We start from the raw sequence: 20,871 nt of genomic DNA on the forward strand, positions 1-20,871 counted from the left end.
CGCACACTCCGTGCGAATCAGGAGTGCGGCGGGGGCGCGGGGGGTGCTGCGGAAGGCGCGTGACGTTCTGTCAGCTGCCCGGCACGACGTAGGTCAGCCGTGCCGGGTGACGTCCTGTCGGCCGTGCGGAGTGACGTTCCGTCAGCCGTACGGGTAGAAGCCCGAGCCCGTCTTGCGGCCGAGCCGGCCCGCGTCCACCATCCGCTGCAGCAGCGGCGGGGCGGCGTACAGCGGCTCCTTGAACTCGGCGTACATCGAGTCCGCCACCGAGGCGACCGTGTCCAGACCGATCAGGTCGGCGAGCTTCAGCGGGCCCATCGGGTGGGCGCAGCCCAGCTCCATGCCGTTGTCGATGTCCTCGCGGGACGCGATGCCCGACTCGAACATCCGGATCGCGGAGAGCAGGTACGGGATCAGCAGCGCGTTCACCACGAAGCCCGAGCGGTCCTGGGCGCGGATCGCGTGCTTGCCGAGGATCTTCTCCACCATGGAGTGCGCCCGGCTGATCGTGCCCTCGGAGGTGGTGAGGGCCGGGATCAGCTCGACGAGCTTCTGCACCGGGGCCGGGTTGAAGAAGTGGATGCCGATCACCGCGTCCGGACGGGACGTGGCGACGGCCAGCTTCACCAGCGGGATGGAGGAGGTGTTGGAGGCCAAGATGGCGTCCGGGCGGGTCACCACCTGGTCGAGGACCTGGAAGATCTCCGTCTTGACCTGCTCGTTCTCCACGACGGCCTCGATGACGAGGTCGCGGTCGGCGAACTCCCCGAGGTCGGTGGTGAAGCTCAGGCGGGCGAGCGTCGCGTCGCGCTCCTCCTCGGAGATCTTGCCGCGCTCGGCGGCCTTCGAGAGGGAGTTGTAGAGGCGGGTCCGGCCGATCTCCAGGGCCTCGCCCGTGGTCTCGGCAACCTTGACCTCAAGGCCGCTGCGGGCGCACACCTCCGCGATGCCGGCGCCCATCTGGCCACAGCCCACTACTCCGACGCGTTCGATGTCGGTCACATCGTGCCTTTCGCTCTGCGTATCCGAACCCCCGACGTTACTCCGCGTCTTCGCGGTGACAGCGCGGAGGGGCGGGCATGCTGTCCCGGAACGCAGGTCCGGACCGAAACGGTGAGGTGTTGTTTTGTGGGACATATCGCACGAAGGAGGCTTGTGGCGGGCGCGCTCGGAATGCTCTCCGCACTGTCCCTGACGGGGACCGCCGCAGCACGTCCCGGACCACCCGCGCGACGTCCGGTGCGGGGGATGTGGCTGGCCTCCGTGGCCAACCGGGACTGGCCGTCACGCAAGGGCCTCACCGCCGCCGAACAACGCGCTGAGCTGCTGGTTCACCTGGACACCGCGGTACGCAGACGGCTGAACACGGTGGTGTTCCAGGTGCGCCCGACCGCCGACGCCCTGTGGCCGTCCCCGTACGAACCCTGGGCGGAATGCCTCACCGGCGAGCAGGGCCGCGACCCCGGCTGGGACCCCCTCGCCGTGGCCGTCGAGGAGGCCCACCGCAGGGGTCTGGAACTGCACGCCTGGTTCAACCCCTACCGGGTGGCGAATCACACAGACCCCGGCCGCCTCTCCGCGGCTCATCCGGCCCGCCGGCACCCCGGGTGGGTGGTCCCGTACGGCGGGAAGCTCTACTACAACCCCGGCCTGCCGGAGGTCCGCCGCTTCGTGCAGGACGCGATGCTCGACGCGGTACGGCGCTACGACGTGGACGCGGTCCACTGGGACGACTACTTCTACCCGTATCCGGTGGCGGGGCAGACCTTCGACGACGCCGACGCCTACGCGGCGCACGGGACGGGCTTCGGGAAGGTCGCCGACTGGCGGCGGCACAACACCGACCTGCTCGTACGGGAGATGAGCGAGCGGATCCAGGAGGTGCGGCCGGGGGTGCGCTTCGGGGTCAGCCCCTTCGGGGTGTGGCGCAACGCCGACCGGGACCCCGAGGGCTCGCGGACCAGGGCGGGCGTCGGCACGTACGACGACCTGTACGCGGACACCCGCAAGTGGGTGCGGGAGGGCTGGCTGGACCACGTCTGCCCGCAGCTGTACTGGAACATCGACTTCCCGTCGGTGGACTACGCGGAGCTGGTGCGGTGGTGGGCGGCGACGGTACGGGGCACCGGGGTCGACCTGTACGCGGGCGAGGCCCTCTACAAGGCGGGCGACCCGGCCCAGCCGCCGGCCTGGCAGGACGCCGGGGAGCTGTCCCGGCACCTGACGCTGGCGGCGAGGTACCCCGAGGTGCGCGGGCATGTGTTCTTCTCGGCGCGGGAGGTCGGGGAGGATCGGACGGGGGCGATGAAGCGGGTGGTGGACGACCACTACCGGTAGGCGGGGGGAGCAGGAGCGCGGGCCGGGAGCAGGGCCGGGAGCCTGGGGCAGGGGCAGGGGCGGGGGCCGGGAGTCTGGGGCGGGGGCCGTTTCCGCTCGGCGGCCCCCACCCCGTACGGGCACAATGCCCCCATGAGCGATGATCAGCGTCCCGTGGACATCAGCGCCCTCAGCCGCCCCGGCGCCTGGACCGACCTCGACCCGGAGGGCCGCCTGGCGTGGCTGGCCGCGGTCCAGGAGCACCATTTCGCCCGGTCGGCCGTGGGCGAGGACGCCCCCGCCGGCCGGACGTACGTGCTCGACGGGCGGTACCTCACCGACCGCTCCGCCCTCTTCCTCGCCCTCGGCGAGGCCGTCAACGGGCCAGGCGGTTACTTCGGGGCCAACCTGGACGCCCTCAGCGACTGCCTGCGCGGCGGCTTCGGCGCGAGCACGCCCTTCGTCCTGGAGTGGCAGGACTCCGAGACCGCCCGCACCCACCTCGTGGCGTTCTTCGACTCGGCTCTCGACGTCCTGCGGGAGCACGAGGTGGACGTACGCCTGGGATGAGGACGGGCCGCCGGGTGGCCCGTGTCACCGGGTCAGCCCGTCGCAGGCCGTGCGCAGCCGCCGTACGCCCTCGGTGATCTCGGCGGCGGACGCCACCGCCGCGAAGCTCAGCCGGATGTGCCCGGCGGGGGCTTCCGCGCTGAAGTACGGGCGGCCGGGGGCGACGGCCACCCCGGCCCGCAGCGCGGCGGACACCACGGCGCTCTCGTCGGCGCCCTCCGGGAGACGGAGCCACAGGTGGTAGCCGCCGAACGGGACGTGCGGGAGGCCGAGTTCGGGCAGCCGGAGCCGGAGGGCGGCGGTGAGGGTGTCGCGGCGGTTCCTCAACTCCCCTGCCGCCGTACGGAGATGGCGCGGCCAGGCCGGAGATCCGACCAGTTCCGTGGCGGCCTCCTGGAGGGGGCGGGGGACGAAGAAGTTCTCGACGACCTGGATGGCGCGCAGCCGTTCCAGGACCGGCCCGCGCGCGACGAGCGCGCACACCCGGAAGCTGGGCGAGGTCGCCTTGGTGAGCGAGCAGACGTGGACCACCACCCCGTCGTGGTCGTCGGTGGCCAGCGGGCGGGGCAGCGGCCCGGAGTCGGTGTGGACCAGCCGGCGTACGAAGTCGTCCTCGACGACGAACCCCCCCGCCGCGCGTGCGATCCGGAGCACCTCCGGGCGGCGCTCCGGCGACAGGACCGCGCCGGTCGGGTTCTGGAACAGCGGCTGGCAGATGAAGACCCGGGCCCCCGTCGCCCGGAAGGCGGCTTCGAGCAGCTCAGGACGCACCCCGTCCGCATCCACCGGCACCGGCACCGGCCGCAGCCCGGCGGCCCGCGCGATGGCGAGCATGCCGGGGTACGTCGGTGACTCCACCAGTACCGGGGCGCCGGGCGGGGCGAGTGCGCGCAGCGTGGTGGTGAGGGCGCTCTGTCCGCCGGCGGTGATCAGTACGTCGGCGGCGGTGACCGCCCCGCCGATGCCCCGCGCGAACCACTCGCGCAGCTCGGGGATGCCGTCGGTGGGCGGGCGCCCCCACGCACCCGGCCGCCGCCCGGCGCGGGCGAGGGCGTCGGCCATCGCCCGCTCGGGCTGGAGCGATGCGTGCAGATAGCCGCCGTTGAACTCGATGACGCCGGGGGCGGGCGCGGCGAGGGTCACCAGAACACCGGACGCGTCCACCGTGCGCGGTACGAGATCGCTGGCCCCGTCCGCGCTGAGTGCGACCTCCTGCCAGGAGGTGTCGCCGGCCGGCCGGGGCTCCTCGCGCACCTCGGCCCGGAAGGCGCCTGTGCCGGGACGGGTGACGACAAGACCCTCGGAGGCGAGCTGCGCGAGGGCCCGGGAGACGGTGACGGGGCTGACCCGGTGGTGCGCGACGAGAGCGCGGCTGGACGGCAGCTTTCCACCGGGGGAGTAGCGGTGAAGATCTGCACGGAGGACTGATGCCAGTTCGGCGACACTGCTACGCTCATGCATGACAGCACAGAATAGCGCTACTCCTGCTTCGCCGATAGCAGTTGCAGTGTCTGAGGCCCCGGAGACGGACCCGGCTCCTCGGACGGGCCCGGCCCCCGCGGCGGGTGTCGACGCCGCTCTCCGTGCCCGGAAGGGCACTCTGCTCGCTGCCCTCGGCATCGTCGCCTTCTCGCTCACCTTTCCCGCCACCGCGTGGGGCCTCGAAGGCTTCGGGCCGTGGACCCTCGTCGCCGTACGCAGCGTGCTGGCAGCGCTCGTCGCCGGCAGCGCACTGCTCGCCCTGCGGGTGCCCGTGCCGCACCGCCGGCACTGGGGCGGTCTCGCCGTCGTCGGCATCGGCGTGGTCCTCGGCTTCCCGATGCTGACCACGCTCGCGCTCCAGACGTCCACCACCGCCCATTCCGCGGTGGTGGTGGGTCTGCTGCCGCTGACCACGGCCGTCTTCTCCGCCGTGCGCACCGGGAACCGGCCCTCGCGCGCCTTCTGGGCGGCGGCGCTCGCCGGAGCGGCCGTCGTCATCGGCTTCACGGTGCAGCAGAGCGGCGGGGAGCTCTCGGCGGCGGACCTCTACCTCTTCGCGGCGCTGCTGGTGTGCGCCGCGGGATACACCGAGGGCGGGCGCCTCGCCCGGGAGATGCCGGGCTGGCAGGTCATCGGGTGGGCGCTGATCATGTTCCTGCCGGTGGCGGTGCCGACGGCGGCGGTCGCGCTGGCCTTCGAGCCCGTGCACCTGACCGTGCACAGCGTGGCCGGGCTGCTGTGGGTGGCGGTCGGGTCGCAGTTCCTGGGGCTGGTGGTGTGGTACCGGGGGATGGCCGAGATCGGAGTCGCCAGGGCGAGTCAACTCCAGCTGGCCCAGCCCTTGTTGACGCTCGTGTGGTCGGTGCTGCTGCTCGGCGAGGTGCTGCCGGTGGCGGCTCCTGTCGCGGCGGTGGCGGTGCTGGTGTGCATCGCGGTCACGCAGCGGGTGCGGAGCTGACGGCGGGTGTCGGCCAGTATGGACGCCCGGCTGTACCGGCGGGTGTCAACTGCCTTGTGCGGTCCTAGACTTGGGCCCGCAGATCGGACGCCGTCCGACCTCGTCCGGCTTTGTCCGACCTCAGGAGGTCAGTCGCGATGCGAGCGAGTGTGGGTGACCGGCTGTTGACACACGGCAGGATCGTGGGCCAGCAGGACCGGGTCGCGGAAGTCGTCGAAGTGCTGGGGCCGGACGGGGCGCCGCCGTACAGGGTGCGGTTTGCGGATGGGCGGGAGACGGTGGTTTCGCCGGGGCCGGACACGGTGGTGTGGCGGCACGGGTGAGGTGTGCGCGGGGGTCGCGAGCGCGGGCGGTCGGGCGGGGCGAGCTCCGCGTGGGGGCCGTGGTGTCAGTAGAAGTGGCGTAGGTGGGGCCAGAGTTGGGACCAGGGTTTTGTGGTGCCTGTGCAGAGCAGTATTGCCGTGCCCTGTTCCTCGTTCGTCACGTTCAGGCCGTTGTCGACCCGGGTCACCTGGTGGCAGTCGCGGAAGAACGTTCCGTGCCCTGTCCCGGTGCCGCGCTGCTGGAGCAGTAGTACCCGGCCGGTTGCCGTGTCCGGTGGCGGGCCCCAGTCGGCGAAGCTCATGTGGCCGGAGTACGGGGCGGGGAGGCGGCGCGCGGGTCCGTACCGTACGAGGGCGCCGGCCTGTCCGTAGTTCTGCGTGAAGACGACCGACGTGGCCCGTTCGCCCTCGGGGATCCGCTGCCATCCCGCCGCCACCGCGTCCGCCAGTTCGGGCCAGCCCACCTGCTCGCCCTGCTCCGGGTTGATCCCGACGACCCACTCCAGCCGGCTCGTCGGCAGCACCGGCAGTCCCACTGCCAGGCTCATTGCCGCCGTCACCGCGACCGCCCCGGCCAGCAGCCCGTGCCGCAGCCGCCGCGTTCCGCCCGCCAGCCATTGCACCGCCGGTGCGCAGCCCGCCGCGAGCAGCACCAGCAGCAGTGGCAGCGCGTAGTACGGCTTGCCGCCCGCCCCGATCACCTGCAGGCACAGCAGCGGATACGCCCACGCCACCGCCCGCGCCCAGCCCACCTCCGCGTTCCGCCACAGCCGCAACAGGCCCGCGACGCACACCGGAACGTACAGCGGGGAGAGGAAGAGCAGCTGCTGCGGTACGAACAGGAGCCGGTTCTCGGTGCCGTCGTCGGCCACGATGCCGCCCGCGACGGTGAGTTGGGGCCAGCCGTGCTGCTCCTGCCACCACAGGTTGGGCCAGGCGATCAGCACCGCGACCGCGATGCCGACGCCCAGCCATCCGCTGCGCAGCAGCCTGCGCGGCCCGGCGATCGCGAGCCCGCCGAGCAGCGCGGCCACCAGCATCGCCACCAGGTACTTGTTCTGCACGCCGATGCCGACGGCCGCCCCGACCGGCACCCACCACCGGGCGTCGCCGGACCGCAGCAGCCGCAGGAACAGCCAGCTGACCGCCGACCACGCCACCAGGTCGTACGTCGCCGTGGTCACGATGTGACCCACGGCCAGCACGAACGTCGAGGTCGCCGCGCACACCGCCGCGAGGGTCTGCGCCCGCCGGTCGCCGCCCAGCTCCCGCGCCACCGCGGTCACCAGCAGCACCAGCATGACGCAGGCGAGCGTCCCGGCGACCCGCAGCCCGGCCGGGCCGTCCCCGAACACCGAGCTGAACGCCCTGGTCAGGAGCGGGGTCAGGGGCGGCTGGTCGACATAGCCCCAGTCCGGATGGCCGCCCGCGACGAGGAAGTACAGCTCGTCGCGGTGGTAGCCGTAGCGCCCGGACAGGGAGGTGAGCAGTGCCGCCGCGAGGAGACAGACCGTGGCGGCGGGGGCGGTGGCGAAAGCGTGGAGCGAGCGGGGCCCGGGACAGGAATCGGAGCGGGTCTCGGCGAGGGGCACACCCTTGTCGTACACGGCCAGGAGCCTACGGCCGGACACCGCCCGCCAGAAGGCCTCGTACCGCAACGAATCGGTCAACTCGGTGAGTACGAGGCGAAGTTACGCCCGGACGGGACGGATCGAGCCACGGAAACCCCCTGGGGCCATGGATGGGCGTCCGGCTAACGTGACGGCACACCGACAGACGGAGACCCGCACCGCATGCCCCGCACGCCACAACTGCCGCAGTCCGAGGTTCTCAGGACCGACCGGCTCGACCTCGTCCCCCTCACCGCCGGGCACGCCCCGGAGATGGCCACGGTCCTCGCCGACCCCGCCCTGCACACCTTCATCGGCGGGGAACCGCTGTCCGCCGAAGCGCTGCACACCCGGTACGTACGCCTGGAGGGCGGCCCGCAGGCCCCGGCCGTCGGCTGGTTCAACTGGGTGCTCAGGCTGCGCGACGAGAACCGCCTGGCGGGCACCGTCCAGGCGACGGTCGAGGGCGGGGTCGCCGAGATCGCCTGGGTGGTGGGTGCCGACTGGCAGGGCCGCGGCATCGCGACCGAGGCGGCCCGCGGCCTGGCGGACTGGCTGTCGGGACAGCCGGGCATCGGCGCGCTGTGCGCCCACGTCCACCCGGAACACCTGGCCTCACAGGCCGTCGCCAGGGCCGCCGGACTGGAGCCGACGGAGAAGTGGGAGGACGGCGAGGTCCGGTGGGAGCGCCTGCTCCGGCCGGCGGACTCTGGGGATTCGGCGGACTCTGGGGGTTCGGCGGACTCTGCGGATTCGGCGGATGCTGCGCCCGAAGCCGCCGTCGTACGGGTCGAGCAGGGCCGGGTAAGGGGCCTGGCGGCCGCCCCCGGTATCACCGCCCACCTCGGAATCCCTTACGCCGCACCGCCGTTCGGCCCGCACCGCTTCCGGGCTCCGCAGTCGCCGGCTCCCTGGGACGGCATCCGGGACTGCACCGCATTCGGCCCGGTCAGTCCGCAGTCGGCGGAGCTGCCCGGTGCGCCTGCCTGGTCGCCCGGCGACGAGGACGTCCTCACGCTCAACGTATGGGCTCCCGGCGAGGGGGCCGTGCGCGCGGACGAACCGCTGCCCGTGCTCGTCTGGTTCCACGGCGGCGCCTACACCTTCGGCTCCTCCGCCCAGCCCGACTTCGACGGCACGGTCCTGGCCGGGGCGGGCCTGGTCGTGGTCACCGTCAACTACCGGCTCGGCTTCGAGGGCTTCGGGCACGTCCCCGGCGGCGACGCCGCGTACCCGGAGAACCGGGGCCTCCTCGACCAGGCCGCCGCACTGCGCTGGGTACGTACGAACATCGCGGCCTTCGGCGGCGACCCGGACCGGGTGACCGTCGCCGGACAGTCGTCCGGGGCCACCTCCGTGGTGAGCCTGATGCTCATGGACGGGGCGCGCGGGCTGTTCCGGCGGGCCGTCGCGCACAGCGCCGTCGGCCCGTGCTTCTCACGGGACACCGCGGCCGAGAACACCCGCTGGATCGCTGCCGCCGCAGGCGTCCCCTGCACCGCCGAAGGGCTCGTCGCCGCCTCCCCGCAGGCCCTGGTCGCCGCCTGTGACCAGGTGGCCGAGACCCTCCGCCGGGACCCGGGCTTCGGCGCCCGCCACTACGACCCCGTCCTGTACGGGCCGGTCGCCGACGGCACCGTCCTGCCCGCCGACCCTCTCGCCGCACACGCCGCCGCGCCTGTGGAAGGGGTGGACCTCCTGGTCTGCCACACCACCGAGGAGTACTGGCTGCTTGACGCGGTCGGCAGCAGCGCGAAGATCACCACTGAACCCCAACTGGCCGCATTCGGCGAGGACTTCGGGCTTCCCGCAGCCCTCGTCGAGGGCTACCGCGATCGGCTGCCGGACGCCTCCGTCCTCGACGTCTACCTCGCCCTCTTCGGCGACCTGAGGTTCGCCGAGTACAGCAACCGCGTCGCCGACGCCCACGTCCGCGCCGGTGGCCGCACCTTCCTCTCCCGCTTTGCCCGCCGCCGTACGGACTCGGCGGGGCGGCCCGTGGTGCGCGCCTGGCACTGCGCCGACATCCCCTTCGCCTTCGGCAACCACCACGACCCCCGCCTGGAGTTCCTGATCGGCGGGCCGCCGACCGCCGAGGACGACGAGCTGTCCGCGCAACTGGTCCGCGCCTGGGCCGGGTTCGCGGCCACAGGCGACCCGGGCTGGCCGCCGTACGACGGAACGGACGCGGGTGCGGTACGGATCTGGGGCGCGCCCACGGGGGACGGCCCGCCGCGCGAGCTGTGGCGGGGTGTGGGCATCACCCCGCAATCGTCCTGAGCGGTGTCAGCGGAAATGCCCTGAGCCGCAGGGGAGTTACCTCTGGAGTAATCGACGATGCCGGGCCGGCGGGAGATCGTACTTCTGCCGGGAACGTTCCCGGCCGGCACGCACAGCCGAGAAGACACGGACCGACGAAGAATGAGGACACGACCATGAGCGCCGCTTTCGAAACCGCACTCCAGCGCTACTTCGCCGCCTGGAACACCACCACCGGCGCCGACGACCTCGCCAAGGCCGTCGAAGCCGCCTTCACCGAGGACGCCGCCTACACCGACCCGGCGGCCGACGTGCGCGGGCACGCGGAACTGACCGCGATGATCGCCGGGGCGCTCGCCCAGTTCCCCGGCTTCGAGTTCCGGCTGAGCGGCGAGCCGGACGGGCACCACGACATCGTGCGCTTCGGCTGGGAGCTGGTCTCCCTGGCCGACGGGTCCGCGCCCGTGGCGGGCTTCGACGTCGCCACGCTCGCCGAGGACGGCCGGGTCTCCTCGGTCAAGGGCTTCCTGGACCGGGTGCCCGGCGCCTGACGGGCTCATGTCAGGGGGTGGTGGGCCGGGGTCCGGTCAGTGGTTCCTATGGTGGCTTCTCATGTGGCAAGGACAGCAGCCGTCGGGGGCAGGACAGAACCCGCCGCAACAGCAGACGAATTTCCCTCTCCAGCAGCTCCAGACGCTCCAGCAGCTTCAGCAGCTTCCGCAGCAGGGTCGGCCGGTGCCGCCGCGACCGCCCCGGGGTCCGGCGCCCGGCAGAGGCCGCCGGCGGACAACCGTGACCGTCGGCGCTGCGGCGGCCGTGCTGGTCGCCGCCTGCGGGCTCACCGCGTGCAACGACAAGAAGGACGCCGGCCCCGTCGACCCGAAGCCGACCGCCACCCCCTCGGCCCCCAAGGCGCAGCCCAGCAACATACGGGGGAAGTACGTCCCGCCGAAGCCGGTCGTCGCGGGCTGGAAGACCGTCGTGAACCCGAAGCTCGGCATCGCCTTCGACGTACCGCCGCAGTGGGACCGCAAGGAGTCCAGCTGGGTCAGCTACGTCGCCGAGAACACCGACCCGCAGGAGAAGCCCCTCGTCGGCTTCACCGCCCCCGGGATCCTCAAGGAACAGTGGTGCACGTCCGACGACGACAGGGACGGCAACAGGGAGGAGACCGCGCTCGCCTCGGCCGGTTCGCGCGGCGAGAGTCACGCCAAGAGCGCCGACGAGGCGGCCCGGAACACTGCGGGCCTGTGGCTCTACGGCGCGTACACGCAGCCCGACCGCACCCGGGCGAAGGCGGGCCCCGCGCAGCCGTACACCACCGCATCGGGCCTCAAGGGAAGCCTGGCGTCGGCCACTTCGACCGGACTCGCGCAGAAGGCGGCCAAGGCGGGAAAGAACCCGGTCAAGCCGGGCAGGCCCAGCAAACCCAGCAAGCCGAGCAGGCCCAGCAAGGCAGGTAGGCCGGGCGGGGTGGGCGAGCCCGAGGAGACCGGCGAGACGGTCGCGGGGAAGTGCACGACCGACGGCAAGGTCAGCACCTTCGCCTTCACGGGCGGCGCCGGCAAGCTGGTGTCCTGGTCGTTCGTCGGCGCAAAGGGGGTGCCGGAGGAAGTCCCGGACGCTACGGTACGCAAGATCGTCAGCACGGTGCGGCTGGTGAAGTGAAGGCCTCGTAGCCCGGTCCGGGCCCGGGTCGACCGGGTTCGGGGTCCCTGCCGTCGGCCCCGAACCCGACCCGAACCCGACCCGAACCCGGCCTCGACCCCGAACCCGAACCCGTTCCCGTCACATTCGCCGTCCGAGGATCGTCAGTCTGTTGCGACCTTACGACCGCTTACGAAGACGAGAACGAGGGCCCGATGGAATCCGCACGCACCCCGCAGAGCGAACCCGACTTCCTGGCCGGGCAGTTCGAGGCCAACCGCGACCGTCTGCGCGGTGTCGCCTACCGCATGCTGGGTTCCTCCAGTGAGGCCGAGGACGCCGTCCAGGAGGCCTGGCTGCGGCTCGGCCGTCAGGACGCGGGCAGCATCGACAACCTGCCAGGCTGGCTGACCACCGTCGTCGCCCGCGTCTGCCTCGACCAGCTGCGCTCGCGCACCTCGCGCCGCGAGGCCCCGCTCGACCCGCTCGACGACACCCACGTCCCCGACCCGATCGTGCGCCGCGACGACGCCGACCCGGAGCAGCAGGCGGTGCTCGCGGACTCGGTGGGGCTCGCGCTGCTCGTCGTACTGGAGACGCTGGGGCCTGCGGAACGGCTCGCCTTCGTCCTCCACGACATGTTCGCGGTGCCCTTCGAGGAGATCGCGCCGCTGGTGGACCGGACCCCGGCGGCAACCAGGCAGCTTGCGAGCCGGGCCCGCCGGCGGGTCCAGGGCACCGCGCCCGCACCGGACACGAACGCGGTACGTCAGCGGGAGGTCGTGGGCGCGTTCCTGGCGGCGTCCAGGGGCGGCGACTTCGACGGGCTGCTGGCTCTCCTTGACCCGGAGTGCGTGCTGCGGGCGGACGCGGGGGCGACGCTGCCGGGGGCGTCGAGGGTGATCAGGGGGGCGCGGGAGGTCGTCTCGAACGCGCTCATGTTCTCGCGGGCGGCGCAGTTCGCGCGGATCGCGCTGGTCAACGGGGTGCCGGGGCTGGTCACGGTCATCAACGGCCGGCCGCTGTCGGTCATGGACTTCACGGTGGTGGACGGGAAGGTCGTCGAACTGAACGTTCTGGCGGATCCGGAGCGGTTGGCTGCGCTGGACCTGAGCTTCCTGTCCGAGTAGTGAGTAGCGAGTAGGGGGCCGGGGGCTTCGTGCGGGTGCGTGGGGGCTGGTCGCGCGGTTCCCCGCGCCCCTGGGTGTCTCAGCCCGTCCGGCGTTCGAGGACGCGCGGACGTAGTCCGGGCCCCGGGTGCAGCCCGGGGCGCCCGCCCCGCTTCGCCCCGAGCCGCGCTTACGAGATATCTTGACGTCAAGCAATGTTGCAGACGTGGAGCGGAGTACCCGGTGACTGACTCGACCATCATCTATACGCACACCGACGAGGCCCCGGCCCTCGCGACGTATTCGTTCCTGCCCGTCGTCGAGGCCTACGCCTCCACGGCCGGTGTCACGGTCGAAAGCCGCGACATCTCCCTGGCCGGCCGCATCATCGCGAGCTTCCCCGAGTTCCTGAAGGAGGAGCAGCGTATTGATGACGCGCTTGCCGAGCTCGGCGAGCTGGCCAAGACGCCCGGCGCGAACATCATCAAGCTTCCCAACGTCTCGGCCTCGATCCCGCAGCTGAAGGCCGCGGTCGCCGAGCTCCAGGCGCAGGGCTACGCGCTTCCGGACTACCCGGACGAGGTGAAGTCCGACCAGGACAAGGACGTCCGCGCCCGCTACGACAAGATCAAGGGCAGCGCCGTCAACCCGGTCCTGCGCGAGGGCAACTCCGACCGCCGCGCCCCCGCCTCGGTGAAGAACTACGCCAAGGCCCACCCCCACCGCATGGGCAAGTGGACCCCGGACTCGAAGACGAACGTCGCCACCATGGGCGTCGACGACTTCCGCTCCACCGAGAAGTCCGCCGTGATCGCCGACGCGGGCTCGCTCCGCATCGAGCTGGTCGGCGACGACGGCTCCACCACCGTCCTGCGCGAGTCGGTCCCGGTTCTCGCCGGCGAGGTCGTCGACGCCGCCGTGATGCGCGTCGCCGCCCTGCGCGAGTTCTTCACCGCGCAGCTCGCCCGCGCCAAGTCCGAGGGCGTGCTCTTCTCCGTGCACCTCAAGGCCACGATGATGAAGGTCTCCGACCCGATCATCTTCGGCCATGTGGTCCGCGCGTTCTTCCCGAAGACCTTCGCCCAGTACGGCGACGTGCTCACCGCGGCCGGCCTCACCCCGAACGACGGCCTCGGCGGCATCTACAAGGGCCTTGAGGGCCTGCCCCAGGGCGCCGAGATCAAGGCGTCCTTCGACGCCGAGCTCGCCGAGGGCCCGGAGCTGGCGATGGTCGACTCCGACAAGGGCATCACCAACCTGCACGTGCCGTCCGACGTCATCGTCGACGCCTCGATGCCGGCCATGATCCGCACCTCCGGCCACATGTGGGGCCCGGACGGCGGCGAGGCCGACACCCTCGCGGTCCTCCCGGACTCCTCGTACGCGGGCATCTACCAGGTCGTCATCGACGACTGCCGCGCCCACGGCGCCTACGACCCGTCGACCATGGGCTCCGTACCCAACGTCGGTCTGATGGCACAGAAGGCCGAGGAGTACGGCAGCCACGACAAGACCTTCGAGGTCCCGGTCACCGGTACGGTCCGCGTCGTCGACGCCGCCGGCAACGCCGTCCTGGAGCAGGCCGTCGGTGCGGGCGACATCTTCCGGATGTGCCAGACCAAGGACCTCCCGATCCAGGACTGGGTCAAGCTGGCCGTCACCCGCGCACGCGCCACCGGCGTCCCGGCCGTGTTCTGGCTGGACGAGGACCGCGCGCACGACGCGCAGCTCATCGCCAAGGTCAAGACGTACCTCGCCGAGCACGACACGGACGGCCTGACGATCGAGATCATGTCGCCGGAGAAGGCCATCGCCTACTCCCTGGAGCGCATCCGCCGCGGCGAGGACACCATCTCCGTCACCGGCAACGTGCTCCGTGACTACCTCACGGACCTCTTCCCCATCCTGGAGCTGGGCACCAGCGCCAAGATGCTGTCCGTCGTCCCGCTGATGAACGGCGGCGGCCTCTTCGAGACGGGCGCCGGCGGCTCCGCCCCGAAGCACGTCCAGCAGCTCGTCAAGGAGAACTACCTCCGCTGGGACTCCCTCGGTGAGTTCCTGGCCCTGGCGGTCTCCTTCGAGCACCTCGCCACCACGACGGGCAACGCGCGCGCCCAGGTGCTCGCCGACACCCTGGACCGCGCCACGGGCTCCTTCCTCAACGAGGACAAGTCCCCGAGCCGCAAGCTCGGCGGCATCGACAACCGCGGCAGCCACTTCTACCTGGCCCTGTACTGGGCCCAGGAGCTGGCCAAGCAGACCTCCGACGCCAAGCTCGCCGAGGCGTTCGGCCCGCTCGCCAAGACGCTGGCCGAGCAGGAGCAGACCATCGTCGACGAGCTGATCGCCGTGCAGGGCTCGCCGGTCGAGCTCGGCGGCTACTACCAGCCGGACGCCAAGAAGGCCGCGGCCGTCATGCGCCCGTCGAAGACGCTGAACCAGGCGCTCTCGATCCTCGCCTGAGCCTAGCCTTGTAGAGTGTCTGACTCTGCGTCAACAGGGCTGCCCCGGACGGTACTTCACCGTCCGGGGCAGCCCTGTTCTCAGGTGAGGGCGCGTTCGGGCGAGAACGTGTTCAGGCGAAGATCCCCCAGGCGGCCGCTCCCGCCACCGCCGCCCCGTACACCCACACCCCGCCCCGCACGACCCGCTCGCGTACGTCCTCGTTCCACGCCGTACGCACCGACATCAGCCAGGCCAGCGAGGGCAGCACCAGCACCGCGTGCAGGCTCACCCCGTGCAGCGGCTTCAGCGCGGCCGTCGAGGCGTACGCGTCCAGCTGGTGCCCGGTACGGGTCAGGACCACCCCGCGCGCGATCATCGCCGCCCCCGAAGCCAGCCCCACCAGCAGCACCGCGAACCCGGCCCGCAGGGCGAGCGCCATCCCGGCGGGTCCGGCAGGACGGCGCCGGAACGACGCCACGGCCAGTACCGTCAGCAGCACCACGAGGAGCCCGCCGCCGGCCGCCAGAGACATCGACACGGCAGAGTCGAAACCGGTCTCCATATTGAGATGCGAGGGCCGGTGCCGCCACGCCTGGAGGGTGATCCCGCCGACCTCCAGCACACAGTCCGCCGCGAACAGCCCCAGCACCACGGCCCGCGTCCGCTCCCCGATGCGCAGGTACGACGCCACCCACGCGACCGCGAGCAGCGTCACCCCGAAGGACAGCCCGAACGTCACCGGCTTGCGCCACGACACCGGCCCGGTCCACGGCCCGCCGTCCACCGCGAAGACCACCAGGTGCAGCAGTCCGGACGCGAGGAGCAGCAGGCCGACCAGGACGCAGGCACGCTCGACGGGGCGCAGGGCGCGGGAGGGGAGTGCGAGGGTCGTCGTCATGTCGTACAGACTCGGCCACGGCCGCCCTCGGGGCGTCGTACCCCAGGAGACAGCCGTACTGCTCCACGGGCAGTACGCATCGCGAGCAAGTCGCGAGCAAGGCAGGGGCGGGGCCGCCCGTCAGCCCCGGCCGTTCACCCTTACCCCGGCGGTACGGTCGCCGTCCGGCACGGGCGCCTGCTCGGCGGTTCCCGCGGAACCCCTGGCGAAGAGTTCCGCCAGGTTGTCGGTGGACAGCACCAGCACCGCCCCGATCAGCCCGGCGACAACGGCCGCCACCACTCCCGTCCAGTGCGTCCGGCTTTCCCAGGGGGTCTGGCAGAGCAGCCCGGCCGCGACCACCGCCAGCAGCGCCGCGTTGCGCACCAGGTGGCGGGGGCCGATCGGCGCGGTGGTGGACCCGAAGCAGTTGCAGGACTGGTCCTTCCCGCGCAGGAGCACGCCCGCGATCCCGGCGGTGAACCCCACCAGCAGCACCCCCGCCACCACGAGGCCCGCCACCCCGCCCGGCCACAGCACCACCAGCACCACCGCGGCGACCTCTCCCGCCACCACGCCGACCGCGACGGCGGGAGCGAGCTGGGCGGGGACCGCCATGTCACGGGTGGCCGTCACGAACGACCGGAACGACGCGACCGAGAGCAGCTTGCTCGCTGCGGAGGCCACGAACACGAATCCGACCAGTACGCGGCACGCCAGCACGACGTATTCCACAGCCGACCTCACATCCCCCCGGTATTCAGGCAGCCGCAATGTATCCCCACGCGCCCCATGCACAACAGGTGTCATTCCGCCAACAAGTCGCTGCTTGCGCCCCACGGACTGAGCCTGTCCGGGTTGCCGCTACCTGGTCAACGCTTTGCATAAAACTACGCCTGTACGTATAGTCATGCCATCGACAAGGAGGGTTCCGATGGTGGTCAGGGCAGCAGTGGCTGGTGCGAGTGGATATGCGGGCGGGGAGCTGCTCCGCTTTCTCCTCGCGCACCCCGACGTGGAGATCGGCGTCCTGACCGGGCACTCCAACGCGGGGCAGGCGCTCGGTGCGCTGCAGCCCCACCTCGGGCCGCTCGCGGACCGGGTGCTGGAGCCGACCACTGCCGAGGTGCTCGCCGGACACGACGTTGTCTTTCTCGCGCTGCCGCACGGCCAGTCCGCCGCGGTGGCCGAGCAGCTCGGTGACGACGTCCTGGTCGTCGACATGGGGGCGGATTTCCGGTTGGCGGACGCGGGCGACTGGGAGCGGTTCTACGGCTCCCCGCACGCCGGCACCTGGCCGTACGGACTGCCCGAACTTCCGGGCGGCCGCGCCGCGTTGGCGGGGTCCAAGCGCATCGCGGTGCCCGGCTGCTACCCGACGGCCGTCTCCCTCGGACTCTTCCCGGCGTACTCGGCGGGGCTGGCCGAGCCGGAGGCCGTGATCGTCGCCGCGTCCGGCACCTCGGGCGCGGGCAAGGCGGCCAAGCCGCACCTGCTCGGCTCCGAGGTCATGGGTTCCATGTCCCCGTACGGCGTGGGCGGCGGCCACCGGCACACGCCCGAGATGATCCAGAACCTCAGCGCGGTCGCGGGGGAGCGGGTCACCGTCTCCTTCACGCCGACGCTGGCACCGATGCCGCGCGGCATCCTCGCCACCAGCAGCGCGAAGGCGAAGCCGGGGGTGACGGGGCAGGACGTACGGGCCGCGTACGAGAAGGCCTACGCGGGCGAGCCGTTCGTACGGCTCCTCCCTGAGGGGCAGTGGCCCGCCACCGCCTCCGTGTACGGCTCCAACGCCGCCCAGATCCAGGTCGCGTACGACGCCGCCGCACACCGCATCGTCGCCGTCAGCGCCATCGACAACCTCGCCAAGGGCACCGCCGGCGGCGCGGTACAGAGCATGAACATCGCCCTCGGACTCGACGAGTCCACCGGGCTCACCACGATCGGAGTAGCACCGTGAGCGTCACGGCAGCACAGGGATTCACCGCGGCGGGCATCGCCGCGGGAATCAAGGCGAACGGCAACCCGGACCTGGCCCTCGTGGTCAACACCGGACCGCGCCGAGCCGCCGCGGGCGTCTTCACCTCCAACCGCGTCAAGGCCGCCCCGGTCCTCTGGTCCGAGCAGGTCGTCAAGGGCGGCGAGATCTCCGCCGTCGTCCTCAACTCCGGTGGTGCCAACGCCTGTACGGGGCCGAAGGGCTTCCAGGACACCCACGCCACGGCGGAGAAGGCGGCCGAGGTGCTCGACCTCGGCGCGGGCGAGGTCGCCGTCGCGTCGACCGGCCTCATCGGCGTGCTCCTCCCCATGGACAAGCTGCTCCCCGGCATCGAGAAGGCCGCCACCGAGCTGTCCGTGCACGGCGGCGAGAAGGCCGCCATCGCCATCAAGACCACGGACTCCGTGCACAAGACGGCGGTGGCGGAGGGCGACGGCTGGACCGTCGGCGGCATGGCCAAGGGCGCGGGCATGCTCGCCCCCGGCCTGGCCACCATGCTGGTCGTCCTCACCACCGACGCCGACCTCGAAGCCTCCGTACTCGACAAGGCGTTGCGCGACGCGACCCGGCAGACCTTCGACCGGGTCGACTCGGACGGCTGCATGTCGACGAACGACACGGTGCTGCTGCTCGCCTCGGGGGCTTCTCAAGTCGCCCCGGAGTACGACGAGTTCGCGGCTGCGGTGCGTACCGTCTGCGACGACCTCGCCCGGCAGCTGATCGGCGACGCCGAGGGGGCCAGCAAGGACATCCGTATCGAGGTGATCAACGCGGCGACCGAGGACGACGCCGTCGAGGTGGGCCGGTCCATCGCGCGCAACAACCTCCTCAAGTGCGCCCTGCACGGCGAGGACCCCAACTGGGGCCGGGTGCTCTCAGCCATCGGCACCACGAAGGCCGCCTTCGACCCGGACGCACTCAACGTCGCCATCAACGGCGTCTGGGTCTGCAAGAAGGGCTCCGTCGGCGACGACCGCGACCTGGTCGACATGCGCTACCGGGAGATCAAGATCACCGCCGACCTCGCCGAGGGCTCCGAGTCCGCCGTGATCTGGGCGAACGACCTCACCGCCGACTACGTCCACGAGAACAGCGCGTACTCCTCATGAGCGCCGAAGACATGAGCAGCGACCCCACGACCGCCGCCGCACCGGCGCACCCCACCGCCCGCAAGCACACCGCCCTCCCCAAGGCGCAGATCCTCATCGAGGCCCTGCCCTGGCTGACCCGTCACCAGGGCAAGACCGTCGTCATCAAGTTCGGCGGCAACGCCATGGTCGACGAGGACCTCAAGGCGGCGTTCGCCCAGGACGTCGTTTTCCTGCACCATGCCGGTCTCAAGCCGGTCGTCGTGCACGGCGGCGGCCCGCAGATCAGCAAGCAGCTCGACGCGGCGGGCATCGTCAGCGAGTTCAAGGCCGGACTGCGGGTCACCACGCCCGAGGCGATGGACGTCGTACGGATGGTCCTGGCCGGCCAGGTGCAACGCGAGCTCGTCGGCCTGCTCAACCAGCACGGCCCGCTCGCCGTCGGCCTGACCGGCGAGGACGCGCACACCATCACCGCCACCCAGCACTTCCCGCAGATCGACGGCGAGGCCGTCGACATCGGCCGGGTCGGCGAAATCACCGCGATCGACACGGGCGCCATCGAGGCGCTCCTCGCCGACGGCCGCATTCCCGTCGTCTCCTCGATCGCCCGCTCCCAGGACGACGGACATGTCTACAACGTCAATGCTGATACGGCAGCTGCGGCACTCGCTGCGGCGCTGGACGCCGAAACGCTCATGGTCCTCACGGACGTCGAGGGCCTCTACGAGGACTGGCCCCACAGCGACGACGTCATCAGCCGCCTGACGGCGACCGAACTGGAGAAGCTGCTCCCCGAGCTGGCCAGCGGCATGGTCCCCAAGATGCAGGGCTGCCTGCACGCCGTACGCAACGGCGTCACCACCGCCCGCGTCATCGACGGGCGGGTCCAGCACTCGATCCTGCTGGAGATCTTCACGGACGAAGGAATCGGCACGATGGTCGTGCCCGACGAGCAGCAGGAGCCCCAGGCATGAGCAACGCCGACCTCACCGGGCGGTGGCAGTCCGCCCTCACCGACAACTACGGCACCCCCGAGCTCGCCCTCGTCCGCGGCGAAGGCTCCCGGCTCTGGGACGCCGACGGCAAGGAATACGCCGATTTCGTCGGCGGCATCGCGGTCAACGCCCTGGGCCACGCGCACCCCGCGATCGTCTCGGCGGTCTCCCACCAGATCGCCTCCCTCGGCCACGTCTCCAACCTCTACGTCGCCGAGCCGCCCGTCGCGCTCGCCGAACGGCTGATCGAGGCCTCCGGCCGCCCCGGCCGCGTCTACTTCTGCAATTCGGGCGCCGAGGCCAACGAGGCCGCCTTCAAGATCGGCCGGCTCACCGGGCGTACCCACATGGTCGCCACGACCGGCGGATTCCACGGCCGCACCATGGGCGCCCTCGCCCTCACCGGCCAGCAAGGCAAGCGCGAGCCGTTCCTGCCGCTGCCCGGCGACGTCACGCACGTACCGTACGGAGACGTGGAAGCGCTGCGCGCGGCGGTCACCGAGGACACCGCGCTGCTGGTCATCGAGCCGATCCAGGGCGAGATCGGCGTCGTCGTACCGCCGCCCGGCTATCTCTTGGCAGCCCGCGAGATCACCCGCGCCACCGGCACGCTGCTCGTCCTCGACGAGGTGCAGACCGGCACGGGACGCACCGGACACTTCTTCGCCCACCAGGCCGAGGTGGGCATCGACCCGGACATCGTCACGCTTGCCAAGGGCCTCGGCGGCGGCCTCCCGCTCGGCGCGACGATCGTGTACGGCCCGGCCGCCGACCTCCTGAAGCCCGGCCACCACGGCTCCACCTTCGGCGGCAACCCCGTCGCGTGCGCCGCCGGAATCGCCGTCGTGGACACCATCGCCGCCGACGGACTGCTCGACGAAACCAAGCGCAAGGGCGAGAAACTGCGTGACGGGATCCGGTCACTCGGACACCCGTTGGTCTCCCACGTCAGGGGCGCGGGCCTGCTCCTGGGTATCGTCTTGTCCGAGTCCCTCGCTCCCCAGGTGCAGCGGGCGGCTCAGGACGCCGGTTTCCTGGTGAACGCGCCCGCCCCCGATGTCGTACGGCTGATGCCCGCCCTGACCATGGGGGACGACCTCGTGGACGCCTTCCTCCAGACCCTCCCCGGCGTCCTCGACGAGGCGTACGCCGCAGCACACGGGGACCAACGATCCGGAGAATGACGA

At 71.8% G+C, this 20,871-nt stretch carries 17 protein-coding genes and 2 pseudogenes; 14 read left to right on the plus strand and 5 right to left on the minus strand.

Annotated elements, in window-relative coordinates; all coding sequences use genetic code 11:
• Positions 1-141: 141 nt before the first annotated feature.
• Positions 142-1,002, minus strand: a complete 861-nt coding sequence (locus AB0D18_RS29750; protein ID WP_362425224.1) for a 3-hydroxybutyryl-CoA dehydrogenase — start codon at positions 1,000-1,002, stop codon at positions 142-144.
• 171 nt (positions 1,003-1,173) lie between these two features.
• Between AB0D18_RS29750 and AB0D18_RS29755 the strand changes: the two genes are divergently transcribed.
• Together AB0D18_RS29755 and AB0D18_RS29760 are read left to right on the plus strand one after the other, a co-directional pair.
• Complete coding sequence (locus AB0D18_RS29755) at positions 1,174-2,337, plus strand: family 10 glycosylhydrolase (RefSeq protein ID WP_362425456.1); 1,164 nt, start codon at positions 1,174-1,176, stop codon at positions 2,335-2,337.
• A 132-nt stretch (positions 2,338-2,469) separates the two neighbouring features.
• Positions 2,470-2,886 (plus strand): barstar family protein, encoded by a 417-nt coding sequence (locus tag AB0D18_RS29760; protein WP_362425227.1) that lies wholly within the window; start codon positions 2,470-2,472, stop codon positions 2,884-2,886.
• Positions 2,887-2,910: 24 nt separating this feature from the next.
• Here AB0D18_RS29760 and AB0D18_RS29765 read toward each other — a convergent pair whose 3' ends face one another.
• On the minus strand, positions 2,911-4,347 hold the full coding sequence (locus tag AB0D18_RS29765; protein WP_362425230.1) for a PLP-dependent aminotransferase family protein: 1,437 nt from the start codon (positions 4,345-4,347) through the stop codon (positions 2,911-2,913).
• On the opposite strand from AB0D18_RS29765, the gene AB0D18_RS29770 reads away from it, so the two are divergent.
• Entirely contained in the window at positions 4,346-5,326 is a 981-nt protein-coding gene (locus tag AB0D18_RS29770) for a DMT family transporter (protein ID WP_362425232.1), read from the plus strand. The genes AB0D18_RS29765 and AB0D18_RS29770 overlap by 2 nt on opposite strands.
• A gap of 137 nt (positions 5,327-5,463) precedes the next feature.
• On the plus strand, positions 5,464-5,649 hold the full coding sequence (locus tag AB0D18_RS29775) for a DUF1918 domain-containing protein (RefSeq protein WP_362425235.1): 186 nt from the start codon (positions 5,464-5,466) through the stop codon (positions 5,647-5,649).
• Between the two features lie 65 nt (positions 5,650-5,714).
• Here the strand turns inward: AB0D18_RS29775 and AB0D18_RS29780 are convergent, their stop codons facing one another.
• On the minus strand, positions 5,715-7,319 hold the full coding sequence (locus AB0D18_RS29780; protein ID WP_362425238.1) for a glycosyltransferase family 39 protein: 1,605 nt from the start codon (positions 7,317-7,319) through the stop codon (positions 5,715-5,717).
• 123 nt (positions 7,320-7,442) lie between these two features.
• Between AB0D18_RS29780 and AB0D18_RS29785 the strand changes: the two are divergent.
• From AB0D18_RS29785 to AB0D18_RS29810, 6 genes and pseudogenes are all read left to right on the plus strand, one after another.
• Positions 7,443-7,892 (plus strand): annotated as a pseudogene (locus tag AB0D18_RS29785) (GNAT family N-acetyltransferase); the annotation flags it as partial.
• 153 nt (positions 7,893-8,045) lie between these two features.
• Positions 8,046-9,431, plus strand: a pseudogene (locus tag AB0D18_RS29790) (carboxylesterase family protein); the annotation flags it as partial.
• A gap of 263 nt (positions 9,432-9,694) precedes the next feature.
• Complete coding sequence (locus tag AB0D18_RS29795; protein ID WP_362425240.1) at positions 9,695-10,069, plus strand: nuclear transport factor 2 family protein; 375 nt, start codon at positions 9,695-9,697, stop codon at positions 10,067-10,069.
• 241 nt (positions 10,070-10,310) lie between these two features.
• Positions 10,311-11,186, plus strand: coding sequence for a hypothetical protein (locus AB0D18_RS29800; RefSeq protein WP_362425243.1), 876 nt, complete (start codon positions 10,311-10,313; stop codon positions 11,184-11,186).
• Between the two features lie 194 nt (positions 11,187-11,380).
• A complete protein-coding gene (gene sigJ / locus AB0D18_RS29805) occupies positions 11,381-12,295 on the plus strand; it encodes an RNA polymerase sigma factor SigJ (protein WP_362425246.1) in 915 nt (304 codons plus the stop codon).
• A gap of 222 nt (positions 12,296-12,517) precedes the next feature.
• Complete coding sequence (locus AB0D18_RS29810; RefSeq protein ID WP_362425249.1) at positions 12,518-14,737, plus strand: NADP-dependent isocitrate dehydrogenase; 2,220 nt, start codon at positions 12,518-12,520, stop codon at positions 14,735-14,737.
• A 112-nt stretch (positions 14,738-14,849) separates the two neighbouring features.
• Here AB0D18_RS29810 and AB0D18_RS29815 read toward each other — a convergent pair whose 3' ends face one another.
• Both AB0D18_RS29815 and AB0D18_RS29820 read right to left on the minus strand, forming a co-directional pair.
• Positions 14,850-15,617 (minus strand): hypothetical protein, encoded by a 768-nt coding sequence (locus AB0D18_RS29815; RefSeq protein ID WP_362425252.1) that lies wholly within the window; start codon positions 15,615-15,617, stop codon positions 14,850-14,852.
• A gap of 120 nt (positions 15,618-15,737) precedes the next feature.
• Complete coding sequence (locus tag AB0D18_RS29820) at positions 15,738-16,331, minus strand: MauE/DoxX family redox-associated membrane protein (RefSeq protein ID WP_362425255.1); 594 nt, start codon at positions 16,329-16,331, stop codon at positions 15,738-15,740.
• A 199-nt stretch (positions 16,332-16,530) separates the two neighbouring features.
• On the opposite strand from AB0D18_RS29820, the gene argC reads away from it, so the two are divergent.
• The 4 genes from argC to AB0D18_RS29840 are packed head-to-tail and all read left to right on the plus strand — an operon-like array spanning position 16,531 to position 20,868.
• Positions 16,531-17,559 carry an N-acetyl-gamma-glutamyl-phosphate reductase gene (gene argC / locus AB0D18_RS29825; RefSeq protein WP_362425258.1) on the plus strand — a complete coding sequence of 343 codons (1,029 nt, stop codon included), beginning with the start codon at positions 16,531-16,533 and terminating at the stop codon, positions 17,557-17,559.
• Entirely contained in the window at positions 17,556-18,707 is a 1,152-nt protein-coding gene (gene argJ / locus AB0D18_RS29830) for a bifunctional glutamate N-acetyltransferase/amino-acid acetyltransferase ArgJ (RefSeq protein WP_362425261.1), read from the plus strand. Before argC ends, argJ begins: the two co-directional genes overlap by 4 nt.
• Positions 18,708-18,718: 11 nt before the next feature.
• Positions 18,719-19,663 (plus strand): acetylglutamate kinase, encoded by a 945-nt coding sequence (gene argB, locus AB0D18_RS29835; protein WP_362425264.1) that lies wholly within the window; start codon positions 18,719-18,721, stop codon positions 19,661-19,663.
• Positions 19,660-20,868, plus strand: coding sequence for an acetylornithine transaminase (locus tag AB0D18_RS29840; RefSeq protein ID WP_362425266.1), 1,209 nt, complete (start codon positions 19,660-19,662; stop codon positions 20,866-20,868). Before argB ends, AB0D18_RS29840 begins: the two co-directional genes overlap by 4 nt.
• The last annotated feature ends 3 nt before the right edge of the window (positions 20,869-20,871 follow it).

This window comes from Streptomyces sp. NPDC048442 (assembly GCF_040651475.1).
GTDB lineage: Bacteria > Actinomycetota > Actinomycetes > Streptomycetales > Streptomycetaceae > Streptomyces.

Bases quoted from the DNA above. Each gene is read 5' to 3' on its own strand.
- AB0D18_RS29755 (WP_362425456.1), top strand. From the start codon at position 1,174: ATGCTCTCCGCACTGTCCCTGACGGGGACCGCCGCAGCACGTCCCGGA.
- AB0D18_RS29760 (WP_362425227.1), top strand. From the start codon at position 2,470: ATGAGCGATGATCAGCGTCCCGTGGACATCAGCGCCCTCAGCCGCCCC.
- AB0D18_RS29770 (WP_362425232.1), top strand. From the start codon at position 4,346: ATGACAGCACAGAATAGCGCTACTCCTGCTTCGCCGATAGCAGTTGCA.
- AB0D18_RS29765 (WP_362425230.1), bottom strand. From the start codon at position 4,347: ATGCATGAGCGTAGCAGTGTCGCCGAACTGGCATCAGTCCTCCGTGCA.
- AB0D18_RS29775 (WP_362425235.1), top strand. From the start codon at position 5,464: ATGCGAGCGAGTGTGGGTGACCGGCTGTTGACACACGGCAGGATCGTG.
- AB0D18_RS29795 (WP_362425240.1), top strand. From the start codon at position 9,695: ATGAGCGCCGCTTTCGAAACCGCACTCCAGCGCTACTTCGCCGCCTGG.
- sigJ (WP_362425246.1), top strand. From the start codon at position 11,381: ATGGAATCCGCACGCACCCCGCAGAGCGAACCCGACTTCCTGGCCGGG.
- AB0D18_RS29815 (WP_362425252.1), bottom strand. From the start codon at position 15,617: ATGACGACGACCCTCGCACTCCCCTCCCGCGCCCTGCGCCCCGTCGAG.
- argC (WP_362425258.1), top strand. From the start codon at position 16,531: ATGGTGGTCAGGGCAGCAGTGGCTGGTGCGAGTGGATATGCGGGCGGG.
- argB (WP_362425264.1), top strand. From the start codon at position 18,719: ATGAGCAGCGACCCCACGACCGCCGCCGCACCGGCGCACCCCACCGCC.
- AB0D18_RS29840 (WP_362425266.1), top strand. From the start codon at position 19,660: ATGAGCAACGCCGACCTCACCGGGCGGTGGCAGTCCGCCCTCACCGAC.